The sequence below is a fragment of the Streptomyces sp. NPDC046925 genome (assembly GCF_040644915.1).
In the GTDB taxonomy this organism is placed as follows: Bacteria; Actinomycetota; Actinomycetes; order Streptomycetales; family Streptomycetaceae; genus Streptomyces.
Genome location: NZ_JBEYWZ010000006.1, coordinates 478,671 through 502,571 on the forward strand (window position 1 = coordinate 478,671; position 23,901 = coordinate 502,571).

The following is a 23,901-nucleotide window of genomic DNA, read 5'->3' on the forward strand; positions in this document are numbered from 1 at the left end:
GGGGGGAGTGCTCACCGCAGTGCGGTGAGAATAGAAAGGTCTGGACCAGCGGTCAAGAGGTCTGAACCATTGGCCGGATCGCGCCCGTCCGGCCCGCCGGAGCCGGGCTCATACACCCAACTCCTGGGCGAGCACCGCGGCTTGCACCCGGCTGCGCAGTTCCAGCTTGCCGAGCAGTCGGCTGACGTGGGTCTTCACCGTCGCCTCCGCCATGGTCAGCCGGACCGCGATCTCGGCGTTCGAGAGGCCTTCGCCGAGGCACGCGAGCACCTCGCGCTCGCGGCGGGTGAGGGTGTCGAGGATGGCGGGATCGGGGCCGTTCTCGCGGCGGACGGGCCGCACGGTCTTCGGGGCCGCGAACTCGGCGATCAGACGCCGGGTGACGGCCGGGGCGATCAGGCCCTCGCCGCGCCCGACCGTACGGACCGCCTCAAGCAGGTCCTTGGCCTCGGTGTTCTTCAGGAGGAACCCGGAGGCGCCCGCGCGCAGCGCCCCGAACACATACTCGTCGAGGTCGAAGGTGGTCAGGACGAGCACGTCCGAGAGACCGTCGGCGACGACCTGACGCGTCGCGGAGACCCCGTCGAGCCGCGGCATCTGGATGTCCATGAGCACCAGGTCCGGACGGAGTTCACGGGCGAGCGCCACCGCCTGCTCGCCGTCCGACGCCTCGCCGACCACCTCGATGTCCGGCGCACTGCGCAGGATCAGGACGAGACCCGCCCGTACGGCGGACTGGTCCTCGGCGACGAGCACGCGGATCATTCGGTCACTCCTTCGTCGATGGGGTCGAGGTCCGAGACGTCGACGGGCAGGGTCGCGTGGACGCTCCACACCTTCCGGTCGTCTCCGGCGCCGGATTCGGCACTGCTCTCGGGCCCTGACTCGAAGGTGCCGCCGAGCAGTTCGGTGCGCTCGCGCATGCCGACGAGGCCCGCTCCGGAGCCCGGCGCGCGCGGGCCGGACGGGGAGCCGTACGGGCTGGTCACGCGCACTTCGAGGGCGCGCCGCAGCTGGGTGAGCGTGACCGTCACCAGGCCGGGCGACGCGTGCTTCAGGGCGTTGGTCAGGGACTCCTGGATGATGCGGTACGCCGCGAGCTCCACCGGGGCGGGGAGCTTGGAGCTGTCCGGGGGCCGGGTGTCGTCGAGCGTGACGTCCAGACCATTGGTACGCGCGTTGCCGATCAGGGAGCCGAGACCGTCCAGGGTGGGTGAGGCCGTCGGCACTCCGTCGTCGCTCGGGTCACGGAGGATGCCGATGAGGCGGCGCATCTCGGCAAGTCCCTCGACGCTGTTCTCGCGGATGACGGAGAGCGCGTCCTTGGTGGTCTTCGGGTCGTCCAGGGAGAGCGCGGCCGTGGAGTGGATGGCGATCGCCGAGAGATGGTTGGCGACCATGTCGTGCAGTTCGCGGGCCATCCGGGCGCGCTCGGCGGTGATGGCCTGCACGCGGTCCATCTCGGCGAGCAGCGCGGTCTGTTCGGCCCGCAGGCGGGCGGTGCCGGCGGCCTCGCGGTGGGTGCGTACGAGGACGCCGGTGGTCGCGGGGGCGAAGGAGACCAGGCCGGTGACGACTCCGATGAGGATGGCCTCCGGCTCGCGCAGCCAGGCCAGGAAGCCGATCGTCGCCGCCACCGTGATCAGCCCTGTGGTGACGGGGATACGCCGGGCGGCGGCGGGAGTCCCGTACACGACGGCCGCGTACATGATGTCGGTGAACATCATGACCGACGCCAGATTGCCCGCGGTGAACTGATCGGCGACCAGGGCGACGGTGCCGATGACCAGCGCGGTCTGCGGTCTGCTCCTGCGCAGCAGCTCAAGGCAGGCGAGGACGAAGAGCGGGATCAGGGCCCAGGCGGTGCCGAGCGGCCGGTCCGTCTGCATGTGGAGGCCGAGCCCCCACAGGGCGAGCCCGGCGAGCACGCTGCCCACGGCGATCTGTACGTCGACGCGGTGCGGGCGGGGGAGGGACAAGACCATGCGTCCATCCAACACGGCGCGCCGGGGCAGTGCGTGATCCGGAGGGAGGAAGTCCCCGCTACATCGAAGGATGCAGTGTCACTTCGTCACTGGCGACGATGATCCGCGGCCGGTCCGACGGGAGCCTGGAAAGGTGACCGAGAGGAGCGAACCGTGATCGTCACGCTGATCATCATCTGTGAGGTCGGCTTCTGGGTACTGCTGGCCGGGGGCCTCGCCCTGCGGTACGCGGCGAAGATGCCGCGCGCGGGTGTCGCGGTGCTGCTGTGCGAGCCGCTCCTGGAGGTCGTCCTCCTGGTCGTCACCGCGATCGACCTGAAGAACGGCGCGGAGCCGGACTGGAAGCACGGTCTGGCCGCCGTCTACATCGGCTACTCCGTCGCGCTCGGCCACTACACGATCAAGTGGGTGGACGTCCGCGTCGCCCACCGTTTTGCCGGGGGCCCGCCGCCCTCGACCCCCAAGTACGGGATGCCCCGCGCCGTCCACGAGTGGAAGATCGCGGCCCGCTGGGTCCTTGCCGCCCTGATCGCCATGGCGCTGCTTCAGGGTGCGATCTGGTACGTCGGGGGCGACGGGGACACCGACTCACTGCGGATGTGGCAGCAGCGGATGCTGTGGGTGATCGGCATCAACGTGATCATCGCGGGGTCGTACACACTGTTCCCGAAGAAAACGCCGGAGGTACCGGACGGCGAGGAGAAGCAGAACTCCCTGAGCAGGCTCTAACGCTCGCCGCCCGGCACCCACAGCACGTCTCCGACCTCCTTGTTGGCCGAACGGGCCAGGATGAACAGGAGGTCGGAGAGGCGGTTCAGATAGGTCGCCGTCAGCGGATTCATTACCTCCCCGTGCACCTCGAACGCGGCCCACGTGGACCGCTCGGCCCGTCGCACGACGGTGCACGCCTGGTGCAGGAGCGCCGCACCCGGCGTACCGCCCGGCAGGATGAAGCTGCGGAGCTTCTCGAGTTCGTCGAGGAAGCGGTCGCAGTCCGCCTCCAGCTTGTCGATGTAGGACTGCTCGACACGCAGCGGCGGGTACTTCGGGTCCTCCACGACCGGCGTGGACAGGTCGGCGCCAACGTCGAAGAGGTCGTTCTGGACCCTGACCAGGACCTTCACGACCGCTTCGTCGAGCTGTCCGAGGGCGATCGCCGTACCGATCACGGCGTTGGCCTCGTTGGCGTCGGCGTACGCAGAGATCCGCAGATCGGTCTTGGCGGTGCGGCTCATGTCGCCGAGGGCGGTCGTGCCCTGGTCGCCGGTCCTGGTGTAGATGCGCGTCAGATTGACCATGGGGCCAGCCTAGTTACGCGCCCGCCCTCCGGAAGACACGTGTGCCGACCGTCACGGACCCCAGGGCGAGCACGGCGGCCGTCAGGACCCCGTACAGCATCGCCGTACCCGCGTAGTCGCCCACGTAGGCGGCCCGCACCGCGTCCACCAGATAGCGGAACGGCATGAAGTGCGAGAGCACGTCGAGCCAGCCCGGCGCGAGCGCCATCGGCAGCATCAGGCCGGAGAGCAGCATCGAGGGCATGCTGACCGCGTTGATGACGGGGCCGAACTCGTGCGGCTTGGAGACGAGCAGCGCAAGGGCGTACGAGAGGGACGCGAGGACGACCGTCAGGACCCCCACGAACGCGAAGCCGATGAGGATGCCGGCGAGCGGCGCCCGCAGGCCCATCACCACGGCCGCGAGGACGAGCAGGACCGCCTGGAAGACGAAGAGCGCGGCATCACGGAGCACCCGCCCGAGCAGGAGTGCGAGTCGGCTGACCGGCGTCACCCGCATCCGCTCCACCACCCCGAACTGCTTCTCGATGATGATCGCGAATCCGCTGTACGAGGCTCCGAACAGGCCGAGTTGGAGCAGCAGGCCCGGCACGAGTACCTGCCAGGAGTCACCGCGCGAGCCGAGCGGCAGGTCGGTCAGGAGCGGGCCGAAGAAGAGGAGGTAGAGCAGCGGCATCAGGACGCCGAAGAGGATCTGGAACTTGGAGCGCAGGGTCTGGCGGGCGTACCGCCCGAAGATCAGTGCGGTGTCGGAGAGAAACGCAGACATGGGTGAGGTCCCGGGGGCTTCGAGGGCGTAGAGGGCGTAGAGGGCCTGGAGGGCTTCGAGTGCTTCGAGGGCTCAGACGGCGACCGGCGCCGTGTCCTTGGGGGCGAGGTCGCGTCCGGTGACGGCGAGGAAGGTGTCCTGGAGCGAGGCGTCGACGGAGCCGCCGTACCGGAGCTTGAGCGCGCTCGGCGTGCCCTCGGCGACCACGACGCCCTTGTCGATGACGACCAGGCGGTCGCAGAGCGCGTCGGCCTCGTCGAGATAGTGCGTGGTCAGGACGACGGTGGTGCCGTGGTCGTCGCGCAGCCGCCGTACGAGCGCCCACAGGTCGGCCCTGCTGCCCGGGTCGAGCCCGGTGGTCGGTTCGTCGAGGAAGAGCACCTCGGGCCGGTGCATCAGCCCCATGGCGATGTCGAGCCGCCGCCGCTGGCCGCCGGAGAGAGTCGCGCACTTGCGGTCGAGGAGGTCGGTGAGGTCCAGGTCGGCGGCAAGCTCCCGCGCCCTGGCGTCGGCCCGGGGCCTGGTCAGGCGGTAGAGGCGGCCCTGGGTGACCAGTTCCTCGCGTACGGAGATGTTCGGGTCGACGCCGCCGGACTGGGCCACGTACCCGATCTTGCGCCGTACGGAAGCCGGGTCGCGGGCCAGGTCGACGCCCGCGACGGTGGCGGCGCCGTCGGTGGGCGGCAGGAGCGTGGTGAGCATGCGCAGGGTCGTCGTCTTGCCCGCGCCGTTCGGTCCGAGGAAGCCGAGGATCTCGCCGGGGCCGACGGTCAGGTCGATGCCGCGCACGGCCTCGACGGTGCCGCGCTTGGTCCGGAAGGTCCGGGTGAGTCCGGCCGTACTGATGATTGCCATGGCGACCACAAAAACAGAGTCTCTTAAATTTTGCAATGACACCAAGTTTTTAAGTCACTCCAAGTTTTCAGTTGCCCTAGCCAGTGGCCGTAGGGTGAACCCATGGCTGAAGGACTCAGGGAGCGCAAGAAGCGGCAGACCAAGCAGCGGATCTCGGACATCGCGACGGGGCTCTTCCTGGAGCACGGCTTCGTCACGGTGACCGTCGCGGAGGTCGCGGAAGCCGCGGACGTCTCCGTGAACACGGTCTACAACTACTTCCCGGTCAAGGAGGACCTCTTCCTCGACCGCGGCGAGGCCGTCGTCGACCGGCTCTCCGGCTATGTGCGCAGCCGCCGGACGGGGGAGTCCGCCGCCGCTGCCGTCCTGCGCGCACTGCGTGCGGACGTCGAGGGCGTCTCGCCGCACGTCGGGCTCTTTCCGGGCTGGGCCGACTTCATGAAGGTCATCACCGAGGCCCACGCCCTGCGCTCCCGGCTCTGGGAGATCCAGCAGCAGGCGCTCGGACACCTCACGAAGACCCTCGCCGAGGAGGCCGGGGCCGAGGAGGGCGACTCCATGCCCGGACTGATCGCGGGTCAGCTCTCGTGGGTGCACAGCACGCTCATGGCCTGGATCGGCGACGAGATGACCAAGTGCCGGGCGCCCGGGGAGGTGTCCCGCGACGCGCTCGTCCTGCTGGACGAGATGGAGGACCTGCTCGGCGAGAAGGTCCTCAACTACGCGGTACGGGCCGCTGAATGACCCGGGTGAGGCGTACCAGTGTGATGTCCGTCATCTGAGACGTGACGCGCGTCTCTTCACGGCCACCTTCGCGCTCACGACCGCTAACGTGCGCCGGAAGGGCAAACGTAAACAGCGTGTAAGCCAGACGTGATAAGCGGTAGGGGAGTCGGAACAGTGGCACGGAAGCTCGCCGTCATCGGAGCCGGACTCATGGGGTCCGGCATCGCTCAGGTCTCCGCCCAGGCGGGCTGGGACGTCGTTCTGCGCGACGTCACCGATGAGGCCCTGACCCGTGGCACCGACGGGATCAAGGCGTCGTACGACAAGTTCGTGAGCAAGGGCAAGCTCGCCGCCGAGGACGCCGATGCGGCACTCGGGCGCATCACGACGAGCACCGACATGGACGCCGTCGCCGACGCGGACATCGTCGTCGAGGCCGTCTTCGAGAAGCTCGAGGTCAAGCACGAGATCTTCCGGACGCTCGACAAGATCGTGCGCGAGGACGCCGTGCTCGCGTCGAACACCTCTGCCATCCCGATCACGAAGATCGCCGCCGTGACGGACCGTCCGGAGCGGGTCGTGGGCGCGCACTTCTTCTCGCCGGTGCCGATGATGCAGCTGTGCGAACTCGTGCGCGGCTACAAGACCAGCGACGAAACCCTCGCCCGTACGCGGGAGTTCGCCGAGTCTGTCGGCAAGACCTGCATCGTCGTGAACCGCGACGTCGCGGGCTTTGTGACGACACGTCTGATCTCGGCGCTCGTCGTCGAGGCCGCGAAGCTCTACGAGTCGGGTGTCGCCACCGCCGAGGACATCGACATCGCCTGCAAGCTCGGCTTCGGCCACGCCATGGGACCGCTGGCGACCGCCGACCTGACGGGCGTCGACATCCTGCTGCACGCCACGAGCAACATCTACACGGAGTCCCAGGACGAGAAGTTCGCACCGCCCGAGCTGATGCGCCGGATGGTTGACGCCGGTGACATCGGTCGCAAGAGCGGGCAGGGCTTCTACAAGCACTGACGTCTCCGCCGCCTTTGCGGGGTCACCCCTCGGAGTGAATTCGGTATCGGTTCGCTTACAGACGGCAACTTCCTTGCCCATGCGGCAGTCAGTTGCAGTGACATACGCAGACGGCTTACGGAACACACGTCACACAAAACTCAGCACTCTCGGGGAGCGCATATGCACATCAGGGGCGACCAGGCCCAGCTGGTCGTCGGGGGACGCCTCGACGTACGCAGCGCGGCGGACGCCCGAACGGTCCTGCACTCGGCCGTCGACGACGGAGCCGGTGACCTGGTGCTCGACCTGTCCGAACTCGACTCGTGGGACGCCACGGGACTCGGCGTCATCATGGGCGCACACCGGCGCGCGGGACGGTGCGGACGCCGGCTCGTGCTGCGCAGTGTGCCGCCCCAGATGCAGCGCCTGCTGGTCGCCACCCGACTGCACCGCATTCTGGCCATCGAGGGTGGCATCGGGGTGGAATCCCTGCCCCGCGTGTGATCCGCGATCATCCCCGGCGATTCGGGTGTGATTCGGGAGTGAAACGCATCTCGCGCACAATCCTCACGAAGCTGTGACGTCTCGGACGGCGCGGTACCCCGCCCGTTCGGAGATACTGAGCGAAGGTCTAGGGTTCGGTCGCCCACCGTCATGACGAAGACAGACGCCCGAGCGGGGGCACCGGACCAGAAGCGACAGCGCAGTGTGCACAAGGCCGGAGGGGGCTGTGTACACGACGCATCTGGGGGGCTTTGACCATGGACCCGATGAACCGGGGACCGGAAGAGTACGGCCATGACGACATCAACGACGACGACTCCGCGCGCCCGGCGCGGCCACCGCGCGATCCGTTGACACCCGACTTCGGACAGCCCGCGCCCACGCTGGCCCGCACCGTCCAGCTCGTGTCGGGCGACTTCCTGCTCACCGTGAACCCCGTCGACGGCAGCGAGATCGAGCCCTGCCCGCCGGGGGAGCGGCCCGCGCAGCCCGTCAAGCGCACCGCCGCCGAGCGTGCCGAACTGCGCCGCGCGTCGGCGCCGCCCGTACCGCCGGGACCCGTCCTGCCCCGGATGCCGCTCCTGGAGCGCCAGGAGGAGCGCGAGCGGCTCGTGCGCCTGCTCGCACGCGGGCGCTCGGTGCGGCTCACCGGTCCCGCGGGCTCCGGGCGCACGTCGCTCCTGAGCGCCGTCGCCGAGGACTGCGCCGACCTCGCACCGGACGGCGTCATCCGGCTCTCCGGCTACCACAAGACGTCCGGCGAACTGCTCCATGACCTCTTCAACGTGGTCTACAACGCCCCGCTGCACCGCCCCGACCGCGCCCTCCTGCTCGAACTCGTCCACGAGATCGGCGCCGTCGTCGTCCTCGACGACCTGGAGTTCGGCGCGGCCGCCCTGGAGGAGCTGCTCGACGCCACGCCCGAGTGCGCCTTCCTCATCTCCGCCACGCCCGACGTCGCGGCGCCGTCACCCGACTCGCACCTCGAAGAGGTCTTCCTCGGCGGCCTGGGCCGCAGCGGCAGCCTCGAACTCCTGGAGCGCGCCGTCGGCCGCGTCCTCACCGACGACGAAGCGGGCTGGGCCGGCGACCTGTGGTTCGAGTCGGAGGGGCTGCCCCTGCGCTTCGTCCAGGCGGGCGCCCTGCTGCGCCAGTGCGACCAGCTGCGCGCCGACCCGAACGCCTTCGACGAGTACGGCTACTACGCCGAGGCCCCGGTCGACGCGCCCTTCGGTGCCGAGGGCCACGACGTACCGCTTCCCTCGCTCGCCGACGGCGCGGCACCCGCGGCGCTGCTCGCGTCCCGGCTGAGCCCGTCGGCGCGCACCACGCTGCGGTTCGCCGTCGCGCTCGGCGGAGAGCTGCCGCACCAGGTGCACCTCCCCGCACTCGTCGGCGACACCCACGCGGACGCGGCCCTCGCCGAGCTGGTCTCCACCGCGCTCGTCACGCCGGTCGGCTCGCACTACCGGCTCGCCGCCGGGGTGCGCACCCAGCTGGAGGCTTCCGGGTACGCGGACGACACCGCCGAGCACGCCCAGAGCGCCGCCCAGCACTACGCCTGGTGGGCCGGGCACCCCTCGGTCGGCCCGGAGCGGGTCGTGGCCGAGGCGGACGCCGTACTGGCCGCCCTCGGCGTCCTGGTCGCGGGGCAGGACAGCGCCGCCGTACTGCTCGCCCGTACGGTCGCTCCGGCCTTCGCGGGAGGGCTCGGCTGGGGCCCCTGGGAGCGTGCCCTGCGGTCGGGCCAGGAAGCCGCGCGGACCGCCGGCGAGGTCGCCGAAGAGGCGTACTTCCACCATGAGCTCGGCATCCTCGCGCTCTGCGGCGGACAGCTCGACCGGGCCCGCGCCGAACTGGAGGCCTCCATCGGCCTGCGCGGCGCGCTCGCCGACAAGCGGGGCATGATCGCGGGCCGCAGGGCCCTCGCCCTGGTCGCCGACCGCTCCGGCGGGGTGCTGTCCGGCGCGAGCCCGGCAGCGGGCGAAGAGCTGCCCGACGCGCGCCACGAGGAGTCGGCGTCGCCGCCCGGCGGCGTGCCGGCGGCGTTCGCGCTGCCCGTACCGCCCCCGGAGCCCGAGACCCTGGTCACCCGCAACGCCTCGCCCGCCGCGGGCGCGGGACCGGCACCGACCCGCCGCTCCATCGTCAACGGCACCCGGCGCAACCTCGTGGCGGCGGGCGCGGGAGCCCTCCTCGCCGCGGTCCTCGGCACCGTAGTGACCCTCGGCGCGACGTCCGACAACGACGACAACCCGCCCGACAAGGTCAAGACGGAGCAGTCGGCGAGCCAGGACCAGGACGACGACGGCCTGACCGCCGACAAGCCCGCGAAGGACTCGACGAGCCGCCCGGACGAGGACGGACCCGACAACATCCCCGGCACGGCCGACGACGGAGCGCCGAGCGGAAGCGGCGAACCGTCCGACGAGCCGAGCGACAGCGGCAAGCCGTCCGACGACACCTCGGACAAGCCGTCCGACAAGCCGACGACGACGAAGCCGCCGACCACGAAGCCGCCCACGACCAAGCCGCCGACCACGAAGCCGCCGACGACCAAGCCGCCCACGACGAAGCCGCCGACGACCCCTCCGCCGACGACCACGGAACCGACACCGGACCCGCCGTCGTCCCCGGACACCTCGAACTCGGCGAGCCGCCCCGCGAGCAGCAGCCCGATGAGCAGCCCGGCGACGAGCGGCAGTTCTTCCGGCACGTCGCCGTCGATCTGACGGGTCGCCGTCGATCTGACCGACAGACGTGTGAGGGGGCCGGGTCCTGACGGACCCGGCCCCCTCACACGTACACCTCTCAGAACAGCCGCAGCTTGTCGTCCTCGATGCCGCGCATCGCGTTGTAGTCGAGGACGGTGCAGCCGATGCCGCGGTCCGTGGCGAGCACGCGGGCCTGGGGCTTGATCTCCTGGGCGGCGAAGATGCCCTTGACGGGGGCCAGGTGCGGATCGCGGTTCAACAGCTCCAGATAGCGCGTGAGTTGCTCGACGCCGTCGATCTCGCCGCGTCGCTTGATCTCGACGGCGACGGTCTGTCCCTCGGCGTCGCGGCAGAGGATGTCCACCGGGCCGATCGCCGTCATGTACTCGCGCCGGATCAGCGAATAGCCCTCTCCGAGCGTCTCGATCCGGTCGGCGAGCAGTTCCTGGAGGTGCGCTTCCACGCCGTCCTTGATGAGGCCCGGATCGACGCCCAGTTCGTGCGAGGAGTCGTGCAGGATCTCTTCCATCGTGATGATGAGTTTCTCGCCCGCCTTGTTCACGACGGTCCACACACCCTCGTCGTCCCCCGTCCCCTCCTTCAAGGTGCAGGGCGGGGACATCCAGTTGAGGGGTTTGTAGGCCCGGTCGTCCGCATGGATCGAGACACTGCCGTCCGCCTTCACAAGGATCAGGCGGGGGGCCGACGGGAGATGGGCTGTGAGCCTGCCCGCGTAATCAACGGAGCATCGGGCAATGACGAGACGCATGGGGCGCAACGCTACTCGACCCCGGGTGGTCCGCGCGATTCCTCCACCGATACCCCTGTTCGATCCTGGCCGGTTATGTTCCCAATCTCCTGGTGCAGCGCGGGTCCGATGCTTAACGTATAAGCAGGAGGTCGTCGTGCGTGCACGCTGCGTGTACGGACTCCTTCCCTGTCCGTGAGCCCCCGCTCCCCGGGGGCGCGAGAGGAGAACCCATGTCGCTCGACGTCTCACCGGCGCTGTTGGAACAGGCCGAGCGAGGCGAGGTCGATGAAGCAGAATTCGTCGACTGCGTCCGGACCTCCCTGCCTTATGCATGGGAGATGATCAGCTCCCTGGTGGCACAGCTGAAGGTTGACGGCGGCGAGTTCGCCGACAACCAGACGCCGCCACCGAACGAGCAGGCACGCGGCCAGCTTCTGCGGGCGCTCGCGAGTGACGCGATTCGCGGCGCTCTGCAGCGCCACTTCGGAGTGCGTCTCGCCTTCCAGAACTGCCACCGCGTGGCCGTGTTCCCGTTGGACGCGTCCGTGGATGACCGGCTCGCCCGCTTCACTTCGATCCGTGGCCAGTTGCTCAACCAGTCACCCACGCTGCGGGACTGCTGACGCTCTGAGCTGCCGCTCCGTACGCGGGAGGTGTTCTAGTACCGGAGCGGCAGCTCCCCGCCCCAGCGGATCAGCCGAGCTGGGGCAGCACTTCGGCGCCGAGCCTGCGGACGTTCTCCTCCGTCGTCGCCAGGTCGCCCGAGCCCTCGACAAGCAGCGCGAAGCGGGTGATCCCCGTGCGCTCCGAGGTCGCCGCGATACGGTCGGCGCACAACTGCGGGGTGCCCACCGGGTGCAGTCCGCAGAGCAGTTCGGTGTACGCGAGCGGATCCCGCATCGTCCGCGCGCGGCCGTCGACCGTGACATGGGCGTCCAGGCCCTGCTTGAGCCACCCGGGCATCGCCTTCTGCAGTGTCTCTGCCGCGTCCGTGCGCCGGTCCGCGATCTGCGCGACCCCGGCGGAGACATGCGGAGCCCGGTGGACTTCCTCCGGCGTGCGCCCCGAGGCGCGCGCGTGCCGCCGCCACAACGCCACCATTTCGGCCTTCTCCTCGTCGCCGACATGCATGCCGAGCAGCATCGGCAGGCCGCGTTCCGCCGCGAGCCGCACGCTGGACGGAGAGGTGCAGGCGACGATCACCTCGGGCTCGCCGGCCGCCTCCCCGGCCTCCTCGACCGAGCGGGGCAGCGCCTCCTGCGGGCGCGGCACGACGGCCACCTCGCGGAAGGGGAAACGGTCCGCGTCGCTCGCGACGCGGGGCTCGCGCAGCCACCGCAGCAGCAGGTCGAGCGAGTCCGGGAAGCCCTTCTCGTACGCGTCGAGACCGGACCCGAAGACCTCCAGGTCCACCCACGGTCCTCCGCGCCCCACACCCAGCGAGAAACGCCCGCCGGACGTCAGGTGCAGCAGCGCCGCCTGTTCGCCCAGGGCGACCGGATGAACGGTCGGCAGGACACTCACGGCGGTGCCGACGCGGATCTGCCGCGTACGCCCCAGAAGGAGCGCGGCGAGGGTCACGGCGGACGGACATGTGCCGTACGGCACGAAATGGTGCTCGGCGAGCCAGACCGAGTCCAGGCCCGCCTCCTCGGCCACTTCGGCGGACCGCACCGCACGGTGCAGCGCTTCCCCCTGCCCCTGTCCCGGGAACTGGGCGGCCAGAACAAAACTACCTACACGCATCGCACTCCTGCCTCCTTGGCGCCGACGCAGGCACTCCCCCTAAGGGCAACAACGCATGACACGTGCCAAAGGCACGGCTTGGCATGAAGATTGACGGATTTTCTGCGAAATGCAGGGGGGATCTGTGGGGGTTCGTACGGGGCGCGTACCCCTGCGGGCGCCGCGTAGGCTGGACGCACCCCTGACTTCCGTACATCCCGTGAGGTGTCTCGTGTCCCCGCGTCGCAACCGCCCGAAGGGCGCCGGAGAAGACGGCCCGCGCACGGACGCGGAACCTTCGGGCCGCTACGGCGGCTTCCAGTCCACCGAGAACTGGCAGGGCGAGCAGTGGAGCCTGCGGCATGTCGCGGGCTCCAGTGCGGCCGGCAAGACCTACCGCTGCCCTGGGTGCGACCAGGAGATCCCGTCCGGCGTCGCCCATGTGGTGGCCTGGCCCGAGCACTCGGGCGTGGACGAGCGCAGGCACTGGCACAAGGCGTGCTGGAACGCGAAGGACCGCCGCACCACGCGGGTGCAGCGGTCCCGTAACGCGCCGAGGTACTGACGGCTACACGTCGCGCTTCTCGAGCAGGGCGAAGGCGCCGACGATCGCGGCCGCCGTCACGCCGACGAGCAGCAGCAGCTGCGAGGTGCCGGTGCCGTTCCCGTCCATCTCGAAGATCTTGGCGAGTGAGTTGATGGCGTTGTAGTCCATCATCTTCTCGCCGAGCGGGCGCGTGCCCTCGGAGATCATCAGGAACACGGGCAGGATCGCGGGCACCAGGACCACGCCGAGCATCGCGGTGATCGCGCCCGCGGAGTGCCGCAGCATCGATCCTGCGGCGAGCGCGAGGACGCCCAGGAGCGAGACGTAGAGCCCGCCCTTGAGGACCGTGCCCGCCCAGTCGACGTCGCCCGCCTCGGGGCCGCTGTTCATCCCCGACGTCATCAGGCCCACGAGCAGGATGGAGCCCGCCGAGACGACGAAGGCGATCACGAAGAAGATCAGGATCTTGGCGGCGAGCACGCGGTAGCGCTGCGGCGACGCCGTGAACGTCGTACGGATCATGCCCGTGCCGTACTCGGACGACGTCACCAGGACGCCGAGCGTGATCAGGCAGATCTGGCCGAGCACGAGACCGAAGAACGCCGGGATGGTGAACGGCACGTCCGCGTAGTCGCGGGGCTCGGTCTGTCCGGCCACCAGCAGGCCGATGCCGACGACCAGGAGGAAGAAGACGCCGAGGGTCCACATCGTCGAGCGGACCGACTTGATCTTCGTCCACTCGGAGGCGAGGGCGTTGCCGAGGTGGGTCTTCTTGACCGGGATCGGCGAGGTGTAGGCGTTGTTCATCGCCTGCTGCCACGCGGAGGGCGGCGCGGGGGCGGCCGGCGGGGGAGCCATCGGGGCGCCGCCGGGCGGAACAGGACCGCCCTGCTGCATCGGGGCGCCCTGCGGGGGAGCGCCCTGCGGCACGGGAGCGCCCGCCTGTGCGTACGCCTGCTGGGGTGCCTGCTGGGGCTGCGCCTGCGGCTGCGGAGTCGGAGGCGTGGTCATCGGGGGTCCTCGCTGTCTCGCTTGGTCATGTCGGGAGCGGGGGCGGAGGCGGGCGCCTGCGGGGCCGCGGCCGCGTACGGGTTCGGGGTGCCCGGCGGGGGACCCTGCGGGGGGCCCTGCGGTGCGCCAGGGGCTCCCTGGGGCGCGCCCTGCGGCATCGCGAACGGCTGGCCGCCCTGCTGGGGCGACGGCGGCGCGTACCACCCCGGCTGGCCCTGTCCCGGCACCGGCATCGGCTGCTGCTGCATCGCGCCCGGCGGCAGCTGCTGCTGGAGACCGGCGCGCTGGTCGACCGTGGAGCGGTAGTCGACGGCGCCCTGCGTCATCCGCATGTATGCCTCTTCCAGCGAGGCCTGGTGCGGCGAGAGCTCCCACACGCGGACGTCCGCGCCGTGCGCGAGGTCGCTGATGCGGGGGAGCGGAAGGCCGGTCACGCGCAGCGCGCCGTCCTGCTCGGGCATGACCTGGCCGCCCGCCTCGGACAGCGCGGCCGAGAGCTTCTCGCGCTGCTGCACGTCGCCCTCCGGCGTACGCACCCGGGCGAAGTCGGCGGAGTTGTGCGAGATGAAGTCCTTGACGCTCATGTCGGCGAGCAGCTGCCCGCGGCCGATCACGATCAGGTGCTCCGCGGTGAGCGCCATCTCGCTCATGAGGTGCGAGGAGACGAAGACCGTACGGCCCTCGGCGGCGAGGGACTTCATCAGGTTCCTGACCCAGAGGATGCCCTCGGGGTCGAGGCCGTTGACCGGCTCGTCGAAGAGCAGCACCTGCGGGTCGCCGAGCAGCGCCGCGGCGATGCCCAGGCGCTGGCCCATGCCGAGCGAGAAGCCCTTGGAGCGCTTCTTCGCCACCTCCTGGAGGCCCACGACGCCCAGCACCTCGTCGACCCGGCGGGCCGGGATGCCGGAGAGCTGCGCGAGGCACAGGAGGTGGTTGCGGGCGTGCCTGCCGCCGTGCACCGCCTTGGCGTCGAGCAGCGCGCCGACCTGGCGGGGGGCGTTGGGGAGCTTGCGGTACGGGTAGCCGCCGATCGTCACCTGGCCCGTGGTGGGTTGGTCGAGCCCGAGGATCATGCGCATGGTCGTCGATTTGCCGGAGCCGTTCGGGCCCAGGAAGCCGGTGACCGTGCCGGGCCGCACCTGAAAGGAAAGGTTGTACACGGCTGTCTTGGCGCCGTAGCGCTTCGTCAGGCCGACTGCCTCGATCATTCTCCGCACCCATCGAATGGTTCAGGACGTCGGGGCACACGCCCCCGTAAGGGTTAGGAGGATAACGGGGAGCTGACGGTTCCAGCCAAAGACAAGTGCCGCAATTTTCGGGGGGCGACCCCAGAGACATCCGGGCAGCCGTCAGAGCCCGGCCGCCCCGCCGGCGTACGGCAGGAAGCCCGGCTGCCGCAGGACCCAGCTCTCCTCGCCGAAGACGCGGGCGCCGGACTCGCGCACCGCGGGGTCGGCGGCGGCCCTGCGTACCCAGCTCGCGGGGTCGGGGCCGAGCAGGTCCCGCAGACGCGGCGACGCCTTGAGCAGCGAGGCGAGCAGCGTGGCCTGGGGGCCGCCGCCGGGGCGGGGCGTTCCGGCGCCCGGCTCCGTGAGAATGCCGAACGAGCTGACGTAGAGATACGCGCCGTCGAGCTTCTCCCCGGACGGCAGGACCAACCCGGAGTCGTCGCCCGTGATCAGTGCGCGCCGGTAGTTGGGGAACTCCGTCTCGTCGACCGCCCGGAACTGCTCCTCGTCGAGCCAGCTCACGACGAGGGAGGTCTCGGCCGCCGGATCGGCGCGATAGGGCGCCGCCGCCACATACCCGGCACGCGCGATGTGCGCCGAGCAGCCCACCGCGATGCCGCGCACCGTGACCGGGACCATCGGCACGGCTGCGGAGATACCGCGCCGGAGCAGCTTGTACGCGACCTGGGCGGGCGACGCGTTCGACCCGACGGCGATCACCGGATGCCTGCGGCCGACGGGCGCCTGCCCCCGCTCGCCGAGCACGTCGTCGAGCGCCCGCCCCGCCACGGACCACCGCCCGAGCGGCAGCGCACGCACACCGAGGGGAAGAAGCTCGTCGCCGGTCAGGAGGGCGGGCCAGGGGGCGGGACACCCGGGATAGGCGAGGGGCCGCAACGCGGGCACGACGTCGAGGCCGAGCGCGGCGAGACTCAGGTCCTCGGGCACGGCGTCCCTTCGGCGGACGGCACCGAGCGCCGTAAGGGGCGCGGGGAACGGCGCGACGAGCCCCCACCGGCCCGCGGTTTCATCTCAGCAATACCCGCAATCCCCGCAATCCCAGCGAAGCGCTACGCGTCCCGTTTCTTCAAGAGCACATAGCCGCCCATCAGCGCCAGCAGCACCCATACCACCATGACCGCGAGCCCGCCCCAGGGACCGTACGGGCTGTCGTCGTCCAGCGGGGTCTTCACCTGCATGATCTTGCTGCCCGCCTGGTCGGGGAGGAAACGCCCGATCTTCTTCGTGGCGGAGACGTTGCCCAGGATGCTGGAGATCAGGAAGAAGAACGGCATCAGGATGCCGAGCGAGAGCATCGGGCTGCGCAGCATCATCGCGACGCCCATCGAGAACATCGCGATGAGCGTCATGTAGAGCCCGCCGCCGATCACCGCGCGCAGCACACCCGGATCGCTGATCAGCGCCTTGTGCTCGCCGAGCATCGCCTGACCCAGGAAGAATGAGATGAAGCTCGTGACCAGGCCCACCACCAGAGAGAGCAGGGTGGCGACCGCGACCTTGCTCGCCATGAAGGTCGCGCGCTGCGGGACCGCGGAGAGCGAGGTGCGGATCATGCCGGTGCTGTACTCGTTCGAGACGACGAGCACCCCGAAGACGATCATCGCGAGCTGGCCGAGGCTCGTACCGGCGAAGCTGGTGAACGTCGGGTCGAACACCCGGCGGTCCTGGGCGTTGAGGCTGTCGTAGTCGTTCTTCGCCAGAATGCTGATCAACAGGCCGAGCCCGACCGTGACCACCAGGGCGAGACCCAGCGTCCACACGGTCGACGAGACCGAGCGGATCTTGGTCCACTCCGACTTCAGTACCTGCGTCGCGGCCATCGCTCAGGACCTCTTCTTCTGCTGTTGCCAGCCCGCGTCCCAGCCCTCGCCCGGGGTGGACGGTCCGGGCGGTCCGGCTGATCCGGGCGGCGGCGGGGCGGCGCCGGGGGCCGCGTGATCGGCATGTGCGTGATACTCCACCGACTCCGCGGTGAGCTGCATGAAGGCCTCCTCCAGGGAAGCCTGCTGGGGGCTCAGTTCGTGCAGCACGAGTTGGTGCCGCGCGGCGAGCTCGCCCAGGTCCTCCGACGGGGTGCCGTCGACTTCGAGGACGCCGTTGCCCGCCTCCACGGCGGTGACGCCCTCCTGGTGCAGCGCGTCGAGGAGCCGCTCGCGCTCCGGGGAGCGCAGTCGGACGTACGAGCGTGAGTTCTGGCGGATGAACTCCGCCATGGAGGTGTCGGCGAGGAGCCGCCCCTGCCCGATGACGACGAGGTGGTCGGCGGTCAGCGCCATCTCGCTCATCAGGTGGGAGGAGACGAAGACCGTGCGGCCCTGCGCGGCGAGGGACTTCATCAGATTGCGGATCCAGTGGATGCCCTCGGGGTCGAGCCCGTTCACCGGCTCGTCGAACATCAGGATCTCGGGGTCGCCGAGCAACGCCCCCGCGATGCCGAGCCGCTGGCCCATGCCGAGCGAGAACCCCTTGGCCTTCTTCTTGGCGACCCGGGTCAGGCCCACCGTGTCGAGCACCTCGTGGACGCGGGCGCGCGGGATGCCGTTGCTCTGCGCGAGGCAGAGGAGGTGATTGAAGGCGCTGCGCCCGCCGTGCATGGCCTTGGCGTCGAGCAGGGCGCCGATGTACTTGAGGGGGTCCTTCAGCTGCGCGTACCGCTTGCCGTCGATCCGGGCGGCCCCCGCCGTGGGGTTGTCGAGCCCCAGCATCATCCGCATCGTCGTGGACTTGCCCGCCCCGTTCGGCCCGAGAAAGCCGGTGACGATGCCCGGATGCACGGTGAAGGTGAGGTCGTTGACGGCCATCTTCTCGCCGTACCGCTTGGTCAGCCCCTCGAGCTCGATCATGCGGACACGCTAAAACGGGACGAAGCCCCCTGCCACTTGGAGTGACAGGAGGCTTCGCAGGCCTCGTGGGGACGGCCTTACCGGGTCTGCTGGGCGGGAACCCCACGAGAGACGGGCTCGTCGTCGGCGGGCGTACCCGCGGCGGCGACGGCCGCACCCGTAAGGGTGGCCAGCATTTCGCGCACGTTGGTGAGCTGGGCGTTGATGCTGTCACGACGGTTGGTCAGCGCCGCGAGCTCGCGCTCGGATTCGCTCCGGATCCGGTCGGCCTTGGCGTTCGCGTCCGCGACGATGTCCTCGGCCTGACGCTGAGCGGTCTCCACGGTCTGACGGGCACGACGCTCGGCGTCCGTCCGCAGCTTCTCCGCCTCGAGGCGCAACTGCTCGGCACGGTGCTCGATCTCCGCGAGGCGCTTCTCGGCCTTGGCCTGACGCGAGGCCAGGTCACGCTCGGACTGCTCCCGGCGCTTGGCGAGGTTCGTCTCGAAGTCGGCCGCGGCCTGGGCGGCCTTGGCGCGGGTCTCCTCGAAGAGGGCGTCCGCCTCCTCGCGCTTCTGCTGGGCGTCCTTCTGCGCCTCGCTGCGCAGCGCGCCCGCCTCGCCCTTGGCCTTCTCGACGATCCGGACGCCCTCGTCCTCCGCCTTGGCCTTGCGCTCGGCCGCGAACGACTCGGCGTCGTTGCGCACCTGCTGGGCCGCCGACTCGGCGAGCTCGCGGTGCTGCTCGGCTGCGCGACGGGCCTCCTCGCGCAGGTCCTTCGCCTCCTCCTCGGCGAGGCGGAGGATCTTCTCGACGCGTGCGCCGAGACCCGCGTAAGACGGTTCGGCGTCGGCCACCTGGGCCTGCGCGTTCTGCGTCTCGAGGTGGAGCTCCTCAATGCGCTTTTCCAGAGCAGTGATACGAGCAAGAGCGCTGTCACGGTCGGAGACGAGCTTGGAGATACGTTCGTCCACCTGAGCGCGGTCGTACCCACGCCGCACAAGCTCGAAGCCGTAGGGGGAAGTGTCGCTCATGGGGTTCCTGTCGAATGAGACCGGTGAGGTGATAGGGGGAATCCTAGGGGTCCAAGCGGCGTGTCATCGAGCGGATGCCCGTTTGATCTGGAGAATGACACCCCTTTTGAGTGGCTAACCGCCGGAGCACTTGCCAGCGACAGTGCCGAAGGTCCTTACAAAGCACGCCCGATGTTCTTTGGCTAGCCCTCAGACGGCTTGCCACCCGATCGAGTTGATCCCGCGGCTGCACCGGCCTTGACCCCACCGTCCTTCGCGCCGGCGACCGGTGGAGCCTCAAAAGACTCCAACGCCTCCAGCACGTCCTGGACACGGGAAATCTCGGCGTTGATGTCCTCGCGCCGCCGGACCAGAACCTCGAGCTCGCGTTTGCCCTCGTCAACCGTACGCTCCGCTTCGGCCTGTGCCTCCGCCTTGACGCGCTCGGCGTCCCGCACCAGCTCGGCGACCTTCGTCTCGGCCTCCTTGAGCAGCGCCTCGGCACGCTTCACGGCGGAGATCCGCACCTTACCGGCCTCGGAACTCGCGTCCGACACCAGCTCCTTGGCCTTCGCCTCGGCCTCGGCGAGCTGCTCCTCCGCGGCCTTCACCAGAGCGTCGCAACGTTCGCCCGCGGTCTTCATCGCCTCGGCCGACTCGCGGCGCGCACGCTCGTGCAACTCCTCGATCTCGGCGGTGAGACGGTCGCGCTGCTCCTCGGAGCGCTCCCTTATGGCCGTCGCGTCCCTGCGGGCGCCGACGAGCAGTTCGTCCGCGTCCGTACGGGCCTTCTCCACCGCGGAGTTGCCCTCGACCGTCGCCTCGGAGACAAGGCGGTCCGCCTCCGCACGCGCGGCCCCGACCATCGTGTCGGCCTGCGCCTCCGCGTCCGTGGTGGCCTTGAGCGCCTTCTCCTGGGCGTCGGTCGTCAGCTTCTCGGCCTCGGCCACGGCCTCCGTGATGAGCGTGTCGACCTGCTCGGCCGCCTCGGAGCGGCGCTTGTTGGCTTCCTTGCGCGCCTCGTCCTTGGTCTGCTCGGCCTCGTCCCGCGCCCGCGAGGTGAGCCGCTCGGCCTCGGCCGCCGCCTCCGCCTTGACGCGCTCGGCGTCGGAACGGATGCGCTCGGCGTGCTGCTGGGCGGAGCCGACCGTCTCGGCGGCGTCCGCGCGAAGCCGCTCCGCGTCGCCCGTGGCGTCCGCGATGAGCTTCTCGGCCTTGGCCACGGACTCCGAGCGCACCCGCTCGGCCTCCGAAGCCGCCTCCCGGCGCAGCCGGTCGGTCTCCGCGGCGGTCTCGGTCTGGAGCCGCTCGGCCTCCGCGACCGTCTCGTTCTGCAGCCGCTCCGCCTCGCCGCGCGCCTCGCCGATCAACTGGTCGGCCTGGCTCGCGGCGTCGCTGCGGATGCGGTTGGCGTCCTCGCGGGCGTCGGCACGGGTGCGGGACGCGTCCTGCTCGGCCGTCGCGATCGCGTCCGAAGCCTCGGTGCGCGAACGCTGGGCGTGCTCGGAGGCGTCCGAACGCAGCCGCTCGGCCTCCGCGATCGCCTCCGAAACCGTGCGCTCGGCAAGAGACTTGGCGGCTTCCGTTTCCTCGCTCGCCTCGCGCCGGGCGCGGTTGACGTCCTCCGTGGCGCGCTCCCGCTCGGCGTACGCGTCGGAGCGGACGCGGTCCGCCTCCTCCTGCGCCTCGGTCCGGGTGCGCTCCGCGGCATGCTCGGCGGCGCTGCGCAGGCCCGCGATCTCTTCCTGCGCCGACTCCTGGAGGCCCGACACGGAATCCCGTACGGACTGGGCGGTCTGCTCGGCGCTCGAGACCATCTCGGTGGCCCTGCGGTCGGCCTCCTCGACGAGACGCACGGCCTCCGCCTGGGCCTCCTCGACGCGTTTGCGGGCGGAGGCGAGAAGCTCCTCGCTCTGCTCGCGGGCCCGCTCGCGCTCCTGGTCGGCCTCGGCGCGCGCGGAGCTGAGGGTCTCCTCGGCCTCGCGGCGGCGCCTGGCGGCCTCCTCCTGGGCGGCCGACAGGGCCTCCGCGGCCTCCGCGCCCACCCGCTCGGCGGCGGCTGCCGCCTCCGAGCGCAGCCGGTCGGCCGACTCCTGGGCCTCGGTCTTGAGCCGCTCGGCCTCGGCGGCGGCGTCCGAACGCAACCGCACGGCGATGTTCTCGCCCTCGGCGCGCGCCTGCGAGGCATCGGCGGCGGCCTCGGTGCGCAGCCGCTCGGCCTCGGTCTCGGCCTGCGACTGAAGGGTGCGGATCCGCTCGGCGGACTCCGCGCGGACGCGGTCCGTCTCGTCCGACGCCTCCTTGCGGATGCGCTCGGCCTCGGCGCGGGCGTCGGTCAGCGCCTGCTCGGCGGAGGCGAGACGCTCCTCGGCCTCCGTGTGCAGACGCGTCAGCTCGTCGGCCGCCTCGGCCTGACGTGCCGCTATCGCCCGCTCGGTCTCCTCGTGCAGCGCCCGGGCGGCGTCCTCGGCCTCGGACTTCGTGGTCTCGGCCTGCTCGGCGGCCTCCTCGCGGTGCCGCTCGGCCTCCCCGCGGGTGCGCTCCAGGGTCTCCTCGGCCTGCTTGCGCAGGGACGTGGCGCGCTCGATGGCCTCCGTGCGCACACGGTCGCTGTCGGCGGCCGCGGCGGTCCGCAGCTCCTCCGCGTCGGCCTTCGCCTTGGCGAGCAGCTCCTCGGCGGACTTGGCCGCCTCCTCGATCTGCTGGACGACCTCGCGCCGGGCCTCGCCGCGGATCCGCTCACCCTCGGTGACCGCGTCGGCCCGCAGCTGCTCGGCCTCGCCGCGCAGACGGCGCGCCTCCTCCTGCAGCTCGACGGTCTTGGCGCGGTACTCCTTGGTGTCGTCCTTCGCCGTGCCCTTGAGCTGCTCGGCGATGTCGTGCGCCTCGGCACGCAGCCGGTCCGCCTCGGCCTCGGCCTCGGTGCGGATCCGCTCGGCCTCCTCGGTGGCGGCCTTCGTCGTCTCCTTGGCGTCCTTGGACGCCTTGTCGAGTACGTCCTCCGCCGTGCGGGCCGCCTTGGCGAGCTGGCCCGCGGTCTCCTCGGCGGTGATCGTGCGCGCCTTCTCGCCGGCGTCCTTGATCAACTGCTCGGCCTCGGCGCGGGCGTCGGCGACGAGCTGCTCGGCCTCGGACTTGGTGGCCTCGGCCTCCTTCGTGGCCTCCCCGACCAGGCGAGCCACCTGCTCCTTGGCGGTGCGCGTGCGCTGTTCGTTGGCGCCCTCGGCGGCCGACAGCTGTTTCGCCGCGAGGTCCTTCGCCTCGGCGACGACCTTGTCCGCCTCCGTGCGCGCCTCGCGCAGGGCCGTCTCGGCCTCCGCCATGCGCTGCTCGGCGGCCCGGCTCGACTCGGTCGCCTGGCGGCGCGCCTGCTCGGACTCGGTGGCCGTGGTGGAGCGCAGCTGCTCCGCGTGGTCGGTGGCCTCCTGCGCCTGCGTGGACGCGGCGTTCAGAAGGCGCTCGGCGTCCGTGCGGGCCCGGCGCAGGATCGTCTCGGCCTCGGCGCGGGCCGCCTCGGCGTCGCTCGACAGGCGCTGGCGGGCCTCGTCGGCCACGCGCTCGGCCTCGGCGCGGGCGGCGGCCAGGGCCTGGTCGGCCTCGGCGCGCGACTCGTCGAGCAGGCGGCGCGCCTGCTGCTCCGTGCGCGCCCGCAGCTGCTCGGCCCACGCCACGTTCTCGTTGACGTGCGACTCGACGGTCTGGCGGCGCTCGGACAGCTCCTGGTCGAGCTGCTGACGCCGTGACACCGCCTCGGAGTGCAGCTCGGACTGGAGCCTGGCCTGCTGCTCGGCGTGCTCCTGGAGGATCCGCTGGGTCTGCGCACGGGCGTCGCGCAGCTCCCGCTCGGCGTCCTGGCGCAGCTGATCGGCCTGGATCTGGGCATTACGGAGCAACTGCTCGGCCTGGTAGCCGATGTCCGCGCCGTCATAGGCAGGGCGGGACGCGAGGTTGCGGCGCGCCTCGTGCAGCTTGGCGCGCAACACCTCGACCTGGTAGCCGAGGTCTTCGGCGTGCTGAACAGCCTTCTCTCGCTCGGTCTTCAGCCGGTCCATCTCGGCCTCGAACCGCGAAAGATGGTCCGTCTCAGCCCGCGAGCTCTCTTGGCGTTCGTAGCCCCGCACTGCGCGGTCCCATCCGTCCCCTGGTCGCAAGTCTCTTCGTACGAGCCCTGTCCATCCGCCGAACGGGGCCCACGGGGAATGGTGTCAGATCAACAGCAGAGCATGGGCTGCTGCCCCGACGCTCGTCCCCCGAAACCCGGACCCCGGCAAGCGGCCGCCCAGCGTACGGACGACCGGCCGCCCCTACTTCGGACGGCCGACCCCAACCCTACCGGCCCAAGTATGCGGAGGTCAGTGCTCCGGTGACTCCTGGGCAGCCGAGGTGACGAGTTCGGTCAGCACTCCGTGACAGTCCTTGGGGTGCAGGAAGGTGATACGGGATCCCATGGAACCGATCCTGGGCTCCTCATAAAGGACACGTACGCCCTTTTCCTTGACCGCGGCGGCGTCGCCGTCCACATCCGCGGTGCCGAAGGCGATGTGGTGCACGCCCTCGCCGTTCTTCGCGAGCCATTTGCCCACGGCGGAGTCGTCGCGGGTCGGTTCGAGAAGTTGCAGGTAGGAGGCGCCGCCGTCACTCGTCTCATTGATCTTGAGCATGGCCTCGCGCACACCCTGCTCTTCGTTGACTTCGGTGTGGAACACCGTGAAGCCATAAGTCTCCCGGTAGAACTCGACGGTCTTGTCGAGGTCGAAACAGGCGATCCCGATGTGGTCGATTCGCGTCAGCATGTTTTAAGTGCAGCCCTTCCGGCGGTGATTACGCAACGTGCGCGCGATCACACCGAAGGCCCGGTGACGCGCGGCGTACCGCTCAGTACATTCAAGTAAACCCTCATTAACTCCTCCTCCCAAGGGGCCGTGG

The 23,901-nt window shown here is 70.5% G+C and carries 22 protein-coding genes; 7 read left to right on the top strand and 15 right to left on the bottom strand.

The features are described 5' to 3' along the window. Positions 1 to 108: 108 nt before the first annotated feature. Positions 109 to 765, bottom strand: coding sequence for a response regulator transcription factor (locus tag ABZ906_RS26610; protein WP_361181405.1), 657 nt, complete (start codon positions 763 to 765; stop codon positions 109 to 111). Beyond that, the gene (locus ABZ906_RS26615; protein WP_361386619.1) at positions 762 to 1,985 is read right to left on the bottom strand and encodes a histidine kinase; all 1,224 of its coding nucleotides are present in this window, start codon (positions 1,983 to 1,985) and stop codon (positions 762 to 764) included. Before ABZ906_RS26615 ends, ABZ906_RS26610 begins: the two co-directional genes overlap by 4 nt. 153 nt (positions 1,986 to 2,138) lie before the next feature. Between ABZ906_RS26615 and ABZ906_RS26620 the strand changes: the two genes are divergently transcribed. Continuing rightward, on the top strand, positions 2,139 to 2,714 hold the full coding sequence (locus ABZ906_RS26620; protein WP_361386622.1) for a hypothetical protein: 576 nt from the start codon (positions 2,139 to 2,141) through the stop codon (positions 2,712 to 2,714). Here ABZ906_RS26620 and ABZ906_RS26625 read toward each other — a convergent pair. The 3 genes from ABZ906_RS26625 to ABZ906_RS26635 all read right to left on the bottom strand — a co-directional run bounded on the left by ABZ906_RS26625 (position 2,711) and on the right by ABZ906_RS26635 (position 4,907). Beyond that, positions 2,711 to 3,283 (bottom strand): cob(I)yrinic acid a,c-diamide adenosyltransferase, encoded by a 573-nt coding sequence (locus ABZ906_RS26625; protein WP_361181399.1) that lies wholly within the window; start codon positions 3,281 to 3,283, stop codon positions 2,711 to 2,713. The genes ABZ906_RS26620 and ABZ906_RS26625 overlap by 4 nt on opposite strands. A 13-nt stretch (positions 3,284 to 3,296) precedes the next feature. Then, positions 3,297 to 4,052: an ABC transporter permease gene (locus ABZ906_RS26630; RefSeq protein ID WP_361181397.1), complete on the bottom strand. Its 756-nt coding sequence runs from the start codon at positions 4,050 to 4,052 to the stop codon at positions 3,297 to 3,299. 72 nt (positions 4,053 to 4,124) lie between these two features. Next, positions 4,125 to 4,907, bottom strand: a complete 783-nt coding sequence (locus tag ABZ906_RS26635) for an ATP-binding cassette domain-containing protein (RefSeq protein WP_361386625.1) — start codon at positions 4,905 to 4,907, stop codon at positions 4,125 to 4,127. Positions 4,908 to 5,009: 102 nt separating this feature from the next. On the opposite strand from ABZ906_RS26635, the gene ABZ906_RS26640 reads away from it, so the two are divergent. From ABZ906_RS26640 to ABZ906_RS26655, 4 genes are all read left to right on the top strand, one after another. After that, positions 5,010 to 5,651, top strand: coding sequence for a TetR/AcrR family transcriptional regulator (locus tag ABZ906_RS26640; protein WP_361386628.1), 642 nt, complete (start codon positions 5,010 to 5,012; stop codon positions 5,649 to 5,651). A gap of 156 nt (positions 5,652 to 5,807) precedes the next feature. Further along, positions 5,808 to 6,656 (top strand): 3-hydroxyacyl-CoA dehydrogenase family protein, encoded by an 849-nt coding sequence (locus tag ABZ906_RS26645; protein WP_361181391.1) that lies wholly within the window; start codon positions 5,808 to 5,810, stop codon positions 6,654 to 6,656. 162 nt (positions 6,657 to 6,818) lie between these two features. Next, positions 6,819 to 7,142, top strand: coding sequence for an STAS domain-containing protein (locus tag ABZ906_RS26650; RefSeq protein ID WP_160507247.1), 324 nt, complete (start codon positions 6,819 to 6,821; stop codon positions 7,140 to 7,142). 257 nt (positions 7,143 to 7,399) lie between these two features. Continuing rightward, positions 7,400 to 9,874, top strand: a complete 2,475-nt coding sequence (locus ABZ906_RS26655; protein ID WP_361386631.1) for an ATP-binding protein — start codon at positions 7,400 to 7,402, stop codon at positions 9,872 to 9,874. Between the two features lie 79 nt (positions 9,875 to 9,953). On the opposite strand, the gene nucS is transcribed toward ABZ906_RS26655, so the two are convergent. Continuing rightward, a complete protein-coding gene (gene nucS, locus ABZ906_RS26660) occupies positions 9,954 to 10,625 on the bottom strand; it encodes an endonuclease NucS (protein ID WP_361181386.1) in 672 nt (223 codons plus the stop codon). Positions 10,626 to 10,837: 212 nt separating this feature from the next. Here nucS and ABZ906_RS26665 point away from each other — a divergent pair, with 212 nt between their 5' ends. Continuing rightward, complete coding sequence (locus tag ABZ906_RS26665; protein WP_361181384.1) at positions 10,838 to 11,230, top strand: SCO5389 family protein; 393 nt, start codon at positions 10,838 to 10,840, stop codon at positions 11,228 to 11,230. Between the two features lie 70 nt (positions 11,231 to 11,300). Here the strand turns inward: ABZ906_RS26665 and ABZ906_RS26670 are convergent, their stop codons facing one another. Then, complete coding sequence (locus tag ABZ906_RS26670) at positions 11,301 to 12,353, bottom strand: LLM class flavin-dependent oxidoreductase (protein WP_361181382.1); 1,053 nt, start codon at positions 12,351 to 12,353, stop codon at positions 11,301 to 11,303. 211 nt (positions 12,354 to 12,564) lie between these two features. Between ABZ906_RS26670 and ABZ906_RS26675 the strand changes: the two genes are divergently transcribed. Continuing rightward, a complete protein-coding gene (locus tag ABZ906_RS26675; RefSeq protein ID WP_361181380.1) occupies positions 12,565 to 12,897 on the top strand; it encodes an ATP/GTP-binding protein in 333 nt (110 codons plus the stop codon). Positions 12,898 to 12,900: 3 nt separating this feature from the next. Here ABZ906_RS26675 and ABZ906_RS26680 read toward each other — a convergent pair whose 3' ends face one another. The 8 genes from ABZ906_RS26680 to mce all read right to left on the bottom strand — a co-directional run bounded on the left by ABZ906_RS26680 (position 12,901) and on the right by mce (position 23,768). Continuing rightward, positions 12,901 to 13,686, bottom strand: a complete 786-nt coding sequence (locus ABZ906_RS26680; protein ID WP_361182440.1) for an ABC transporter permease — start codon at positions 13,684 to 13,686, stop codon at positions 12,901 to 12,903. Between the two features lie 200 nt (positions 13,687 to 13,886). After that, positions 13,887 to 15,098, bottom strand: coding sequence for an ABC transporter ATP-binding protein (locus ABZ906_RS26685; RefSeq protein WP_361386634.1), 1,212 nt, complete (start codon positions 15,096 to 15,098; stop codon positions 13,887 to 13,889). Positions 15,099 to 15,239: 141 nt separating this feature from the next. Continuing rightward, positions 15,240 to 16,067, bottom strand: a complete 828-nt coding sequence (locus tag ABZ906_RS26690; protein WP_361386637.1) for a hypothetical protein — start codon at positions 16,065 to 16,067, stop codon at positions 15,240 to 15,242. 122 nt (positions 16,068 to 16,189) lie between these two features. Beyond that, positions 16,190 to 16,960, bottom strand: coding sequence for an ABC transporter permease (locus ABZ906_RS26695; protein ID WP_361386640.1), 771 nt, complete (start codon positions 16,958 to 16,960; stop codon positions 16,190 to 16,192). A gap of 3 nt (positions 16,961 to 16,963) precedes the next feature. Beyond that, positions 16,964 to 17,983, bottom strand: coding sequence for an ABC transporter ATP-binding protein (locus tag ABZ906_RS26700; protein ID WP_361386643.1), 1,020 nt, complete (start codon positions 17,981 to 17,983; stop codon positions 16,964 to 16,966). Between the two features lie 77 nt (positions 17,984 to 18,060). After that, entirely contained in the window at positions 18,061 to 18,996 is a 936-nt protein-coding gene (locus ABZ906_RS26705; protein WP_361181370.1) for a cellulose-binding protein, read from the bottom strand. A gap of 182 nt (positions 18,997 to 19,178) precedes the next feature. After that, a complete protein-coding gene (gene scy / locus ABZ906_RS26710; RefSeq protein ID WP_361181368.1) occupies positions 19,179 to 23,096 on the bottom strand; it encodes a polarized growth protein Scy in 3,918 nt (1,305 codons plus the stop codon). A gap of 231 nt (positions 23,097 to 23,327) precedes the next feature. Then, positions 23,328 to 23,768 (bottom strand): methylmalonyl-CoA epimerase, encoded by a 441-nt coding sequence (gene mce / locus ABZ906_RS26715; RefSeq protein WP_190081910.1) that lies wholly within the window; start codon positions 23,766 to 23,768, stop codon positions 23,328 to 23,330. Positions 23,769 to 23,901 lie beyond the last annotated feature (133 nt).

Bases quoted from the DNA above. Each gene is read 5' to 3' on its own strand.
- ABZ906_RS26610 (WP_361181405.1), bottom strand. From the start codon at position 765: ATGATCCGCGTGCTCGTCGCCGAGGACCAGTCCGCCGTACGGGCGGGT.
- ABZ906_RS26615 (WP_361386619.1), bottom strand. From the start codon at position 1,985: ATGGTCTTGTCCCTCCCCCGCCCGCACCGCGTCGACGTACAGATCGCC.
- ABZ906_RS26625 (WP_361181399.1), bottom strand. From the start codon at position 3,283: ATGGTCAATCTGACGCGCATCTACACCAGGACCGGCGACCAGGGCACG.
- ABZ906_RS26630 (WP_361181397.1), bottom strand. From the start codon at position 4,052: ATGTCTGCGTTTCTCTCCGACACCGCACTGATCTTCGGGCGGTACGCC.
- ABZ906_RS26635 (WP_361386625.1), bottom strand. From the start codon at position 4,907: ATGGCAATCATCAGTACGGCCGGACTCACCCGGACCTTCCGGACCAAG.
- ABZ906_RS26640 (WP_361386628.1), top strand. From the start codon at position 5,010: ATGGCTGAAGGACTCAGGGAGCGCAAGAAGCGGCAGACCAAGCAGCGG.
- ABZ906_RS26650 (WP_160507247.1), top strand. From the start codon at position 6,819: ATGCACATCAGGGGCGACCAGGCCCAGCTGGTCGTCGGGGGACGCCTC.
- ABZ906_RS26655 (WP_361386631.1), top strand. From the start codon at position 7,400: ATGGACCCGATGAACCGGGGACCGGAAGAGTACGGCCATGACGACATC.
- nucS (WP_361181386.1), bottom strand. From the start codon at position 10,625: ATGCGTCTCGTCATTGCCCGATGCTCCGTTGATTACGCGGGCAGGCTC.
- ABZ906_RS26665 (WP_361181384.1), top strand. From the start codon at position 10,838: ATGTCGCTCGACGTCTCACCGGCGCTGTTGGAACAGGCCGAGCGAGGC.
- ABZ906_RS26670 (WP_361181382.1), bottom strand. From the start codon at position 12,353: ATGCGTGTAGGTAGTTTTGTTCTGGCCGCCCAGTTCCCGGGACAGGGG.
- ABZ906_RS26680 (WP_361182440.1), bottom strand. From the start codon at position 13,686: ATGAACAACGCCTACACCTCGCCGATCCCGGTCAAGAAGACCCACCTC.
- ABZ906_RS26685 (WP_361386634.1), bottom strand. From the start codon at position 15,098: ATGATCGAGGCAGTCGGCCTGACGAAGCGCTACGGCGCCAAGACAGCC.
- ABZ906_RS26695 (WP_361386640.1), bottom strand. From the start codon at position 16,960: ATGGCCGCGACGCAGGTACTGAAGTCGGAGTGGACCAAGATCCGCTCG.
- ABZ906_RS26700 (WP_361386643.1), bottom strand. From the start codon at position 17,983: ATGATCGAGCTCGAGGGGCTGACCAAGCGGTACGGCGAGAAGATGGCC.
- ABZ906_RS26705 (WP_361181370.1), bottom strand. From the start codon at position 18,996: ATGAGCGACACTTCCCCCTACGGCTTCGAGCTTGTGCGGCGTGGGTAC.
- mce (WP_190081910.1), bottom strand. From the start codon at position 23,768: ATGCTGACGCGAATCGACCACATCGGGATCGCCTGTTTCGACCTCGAC.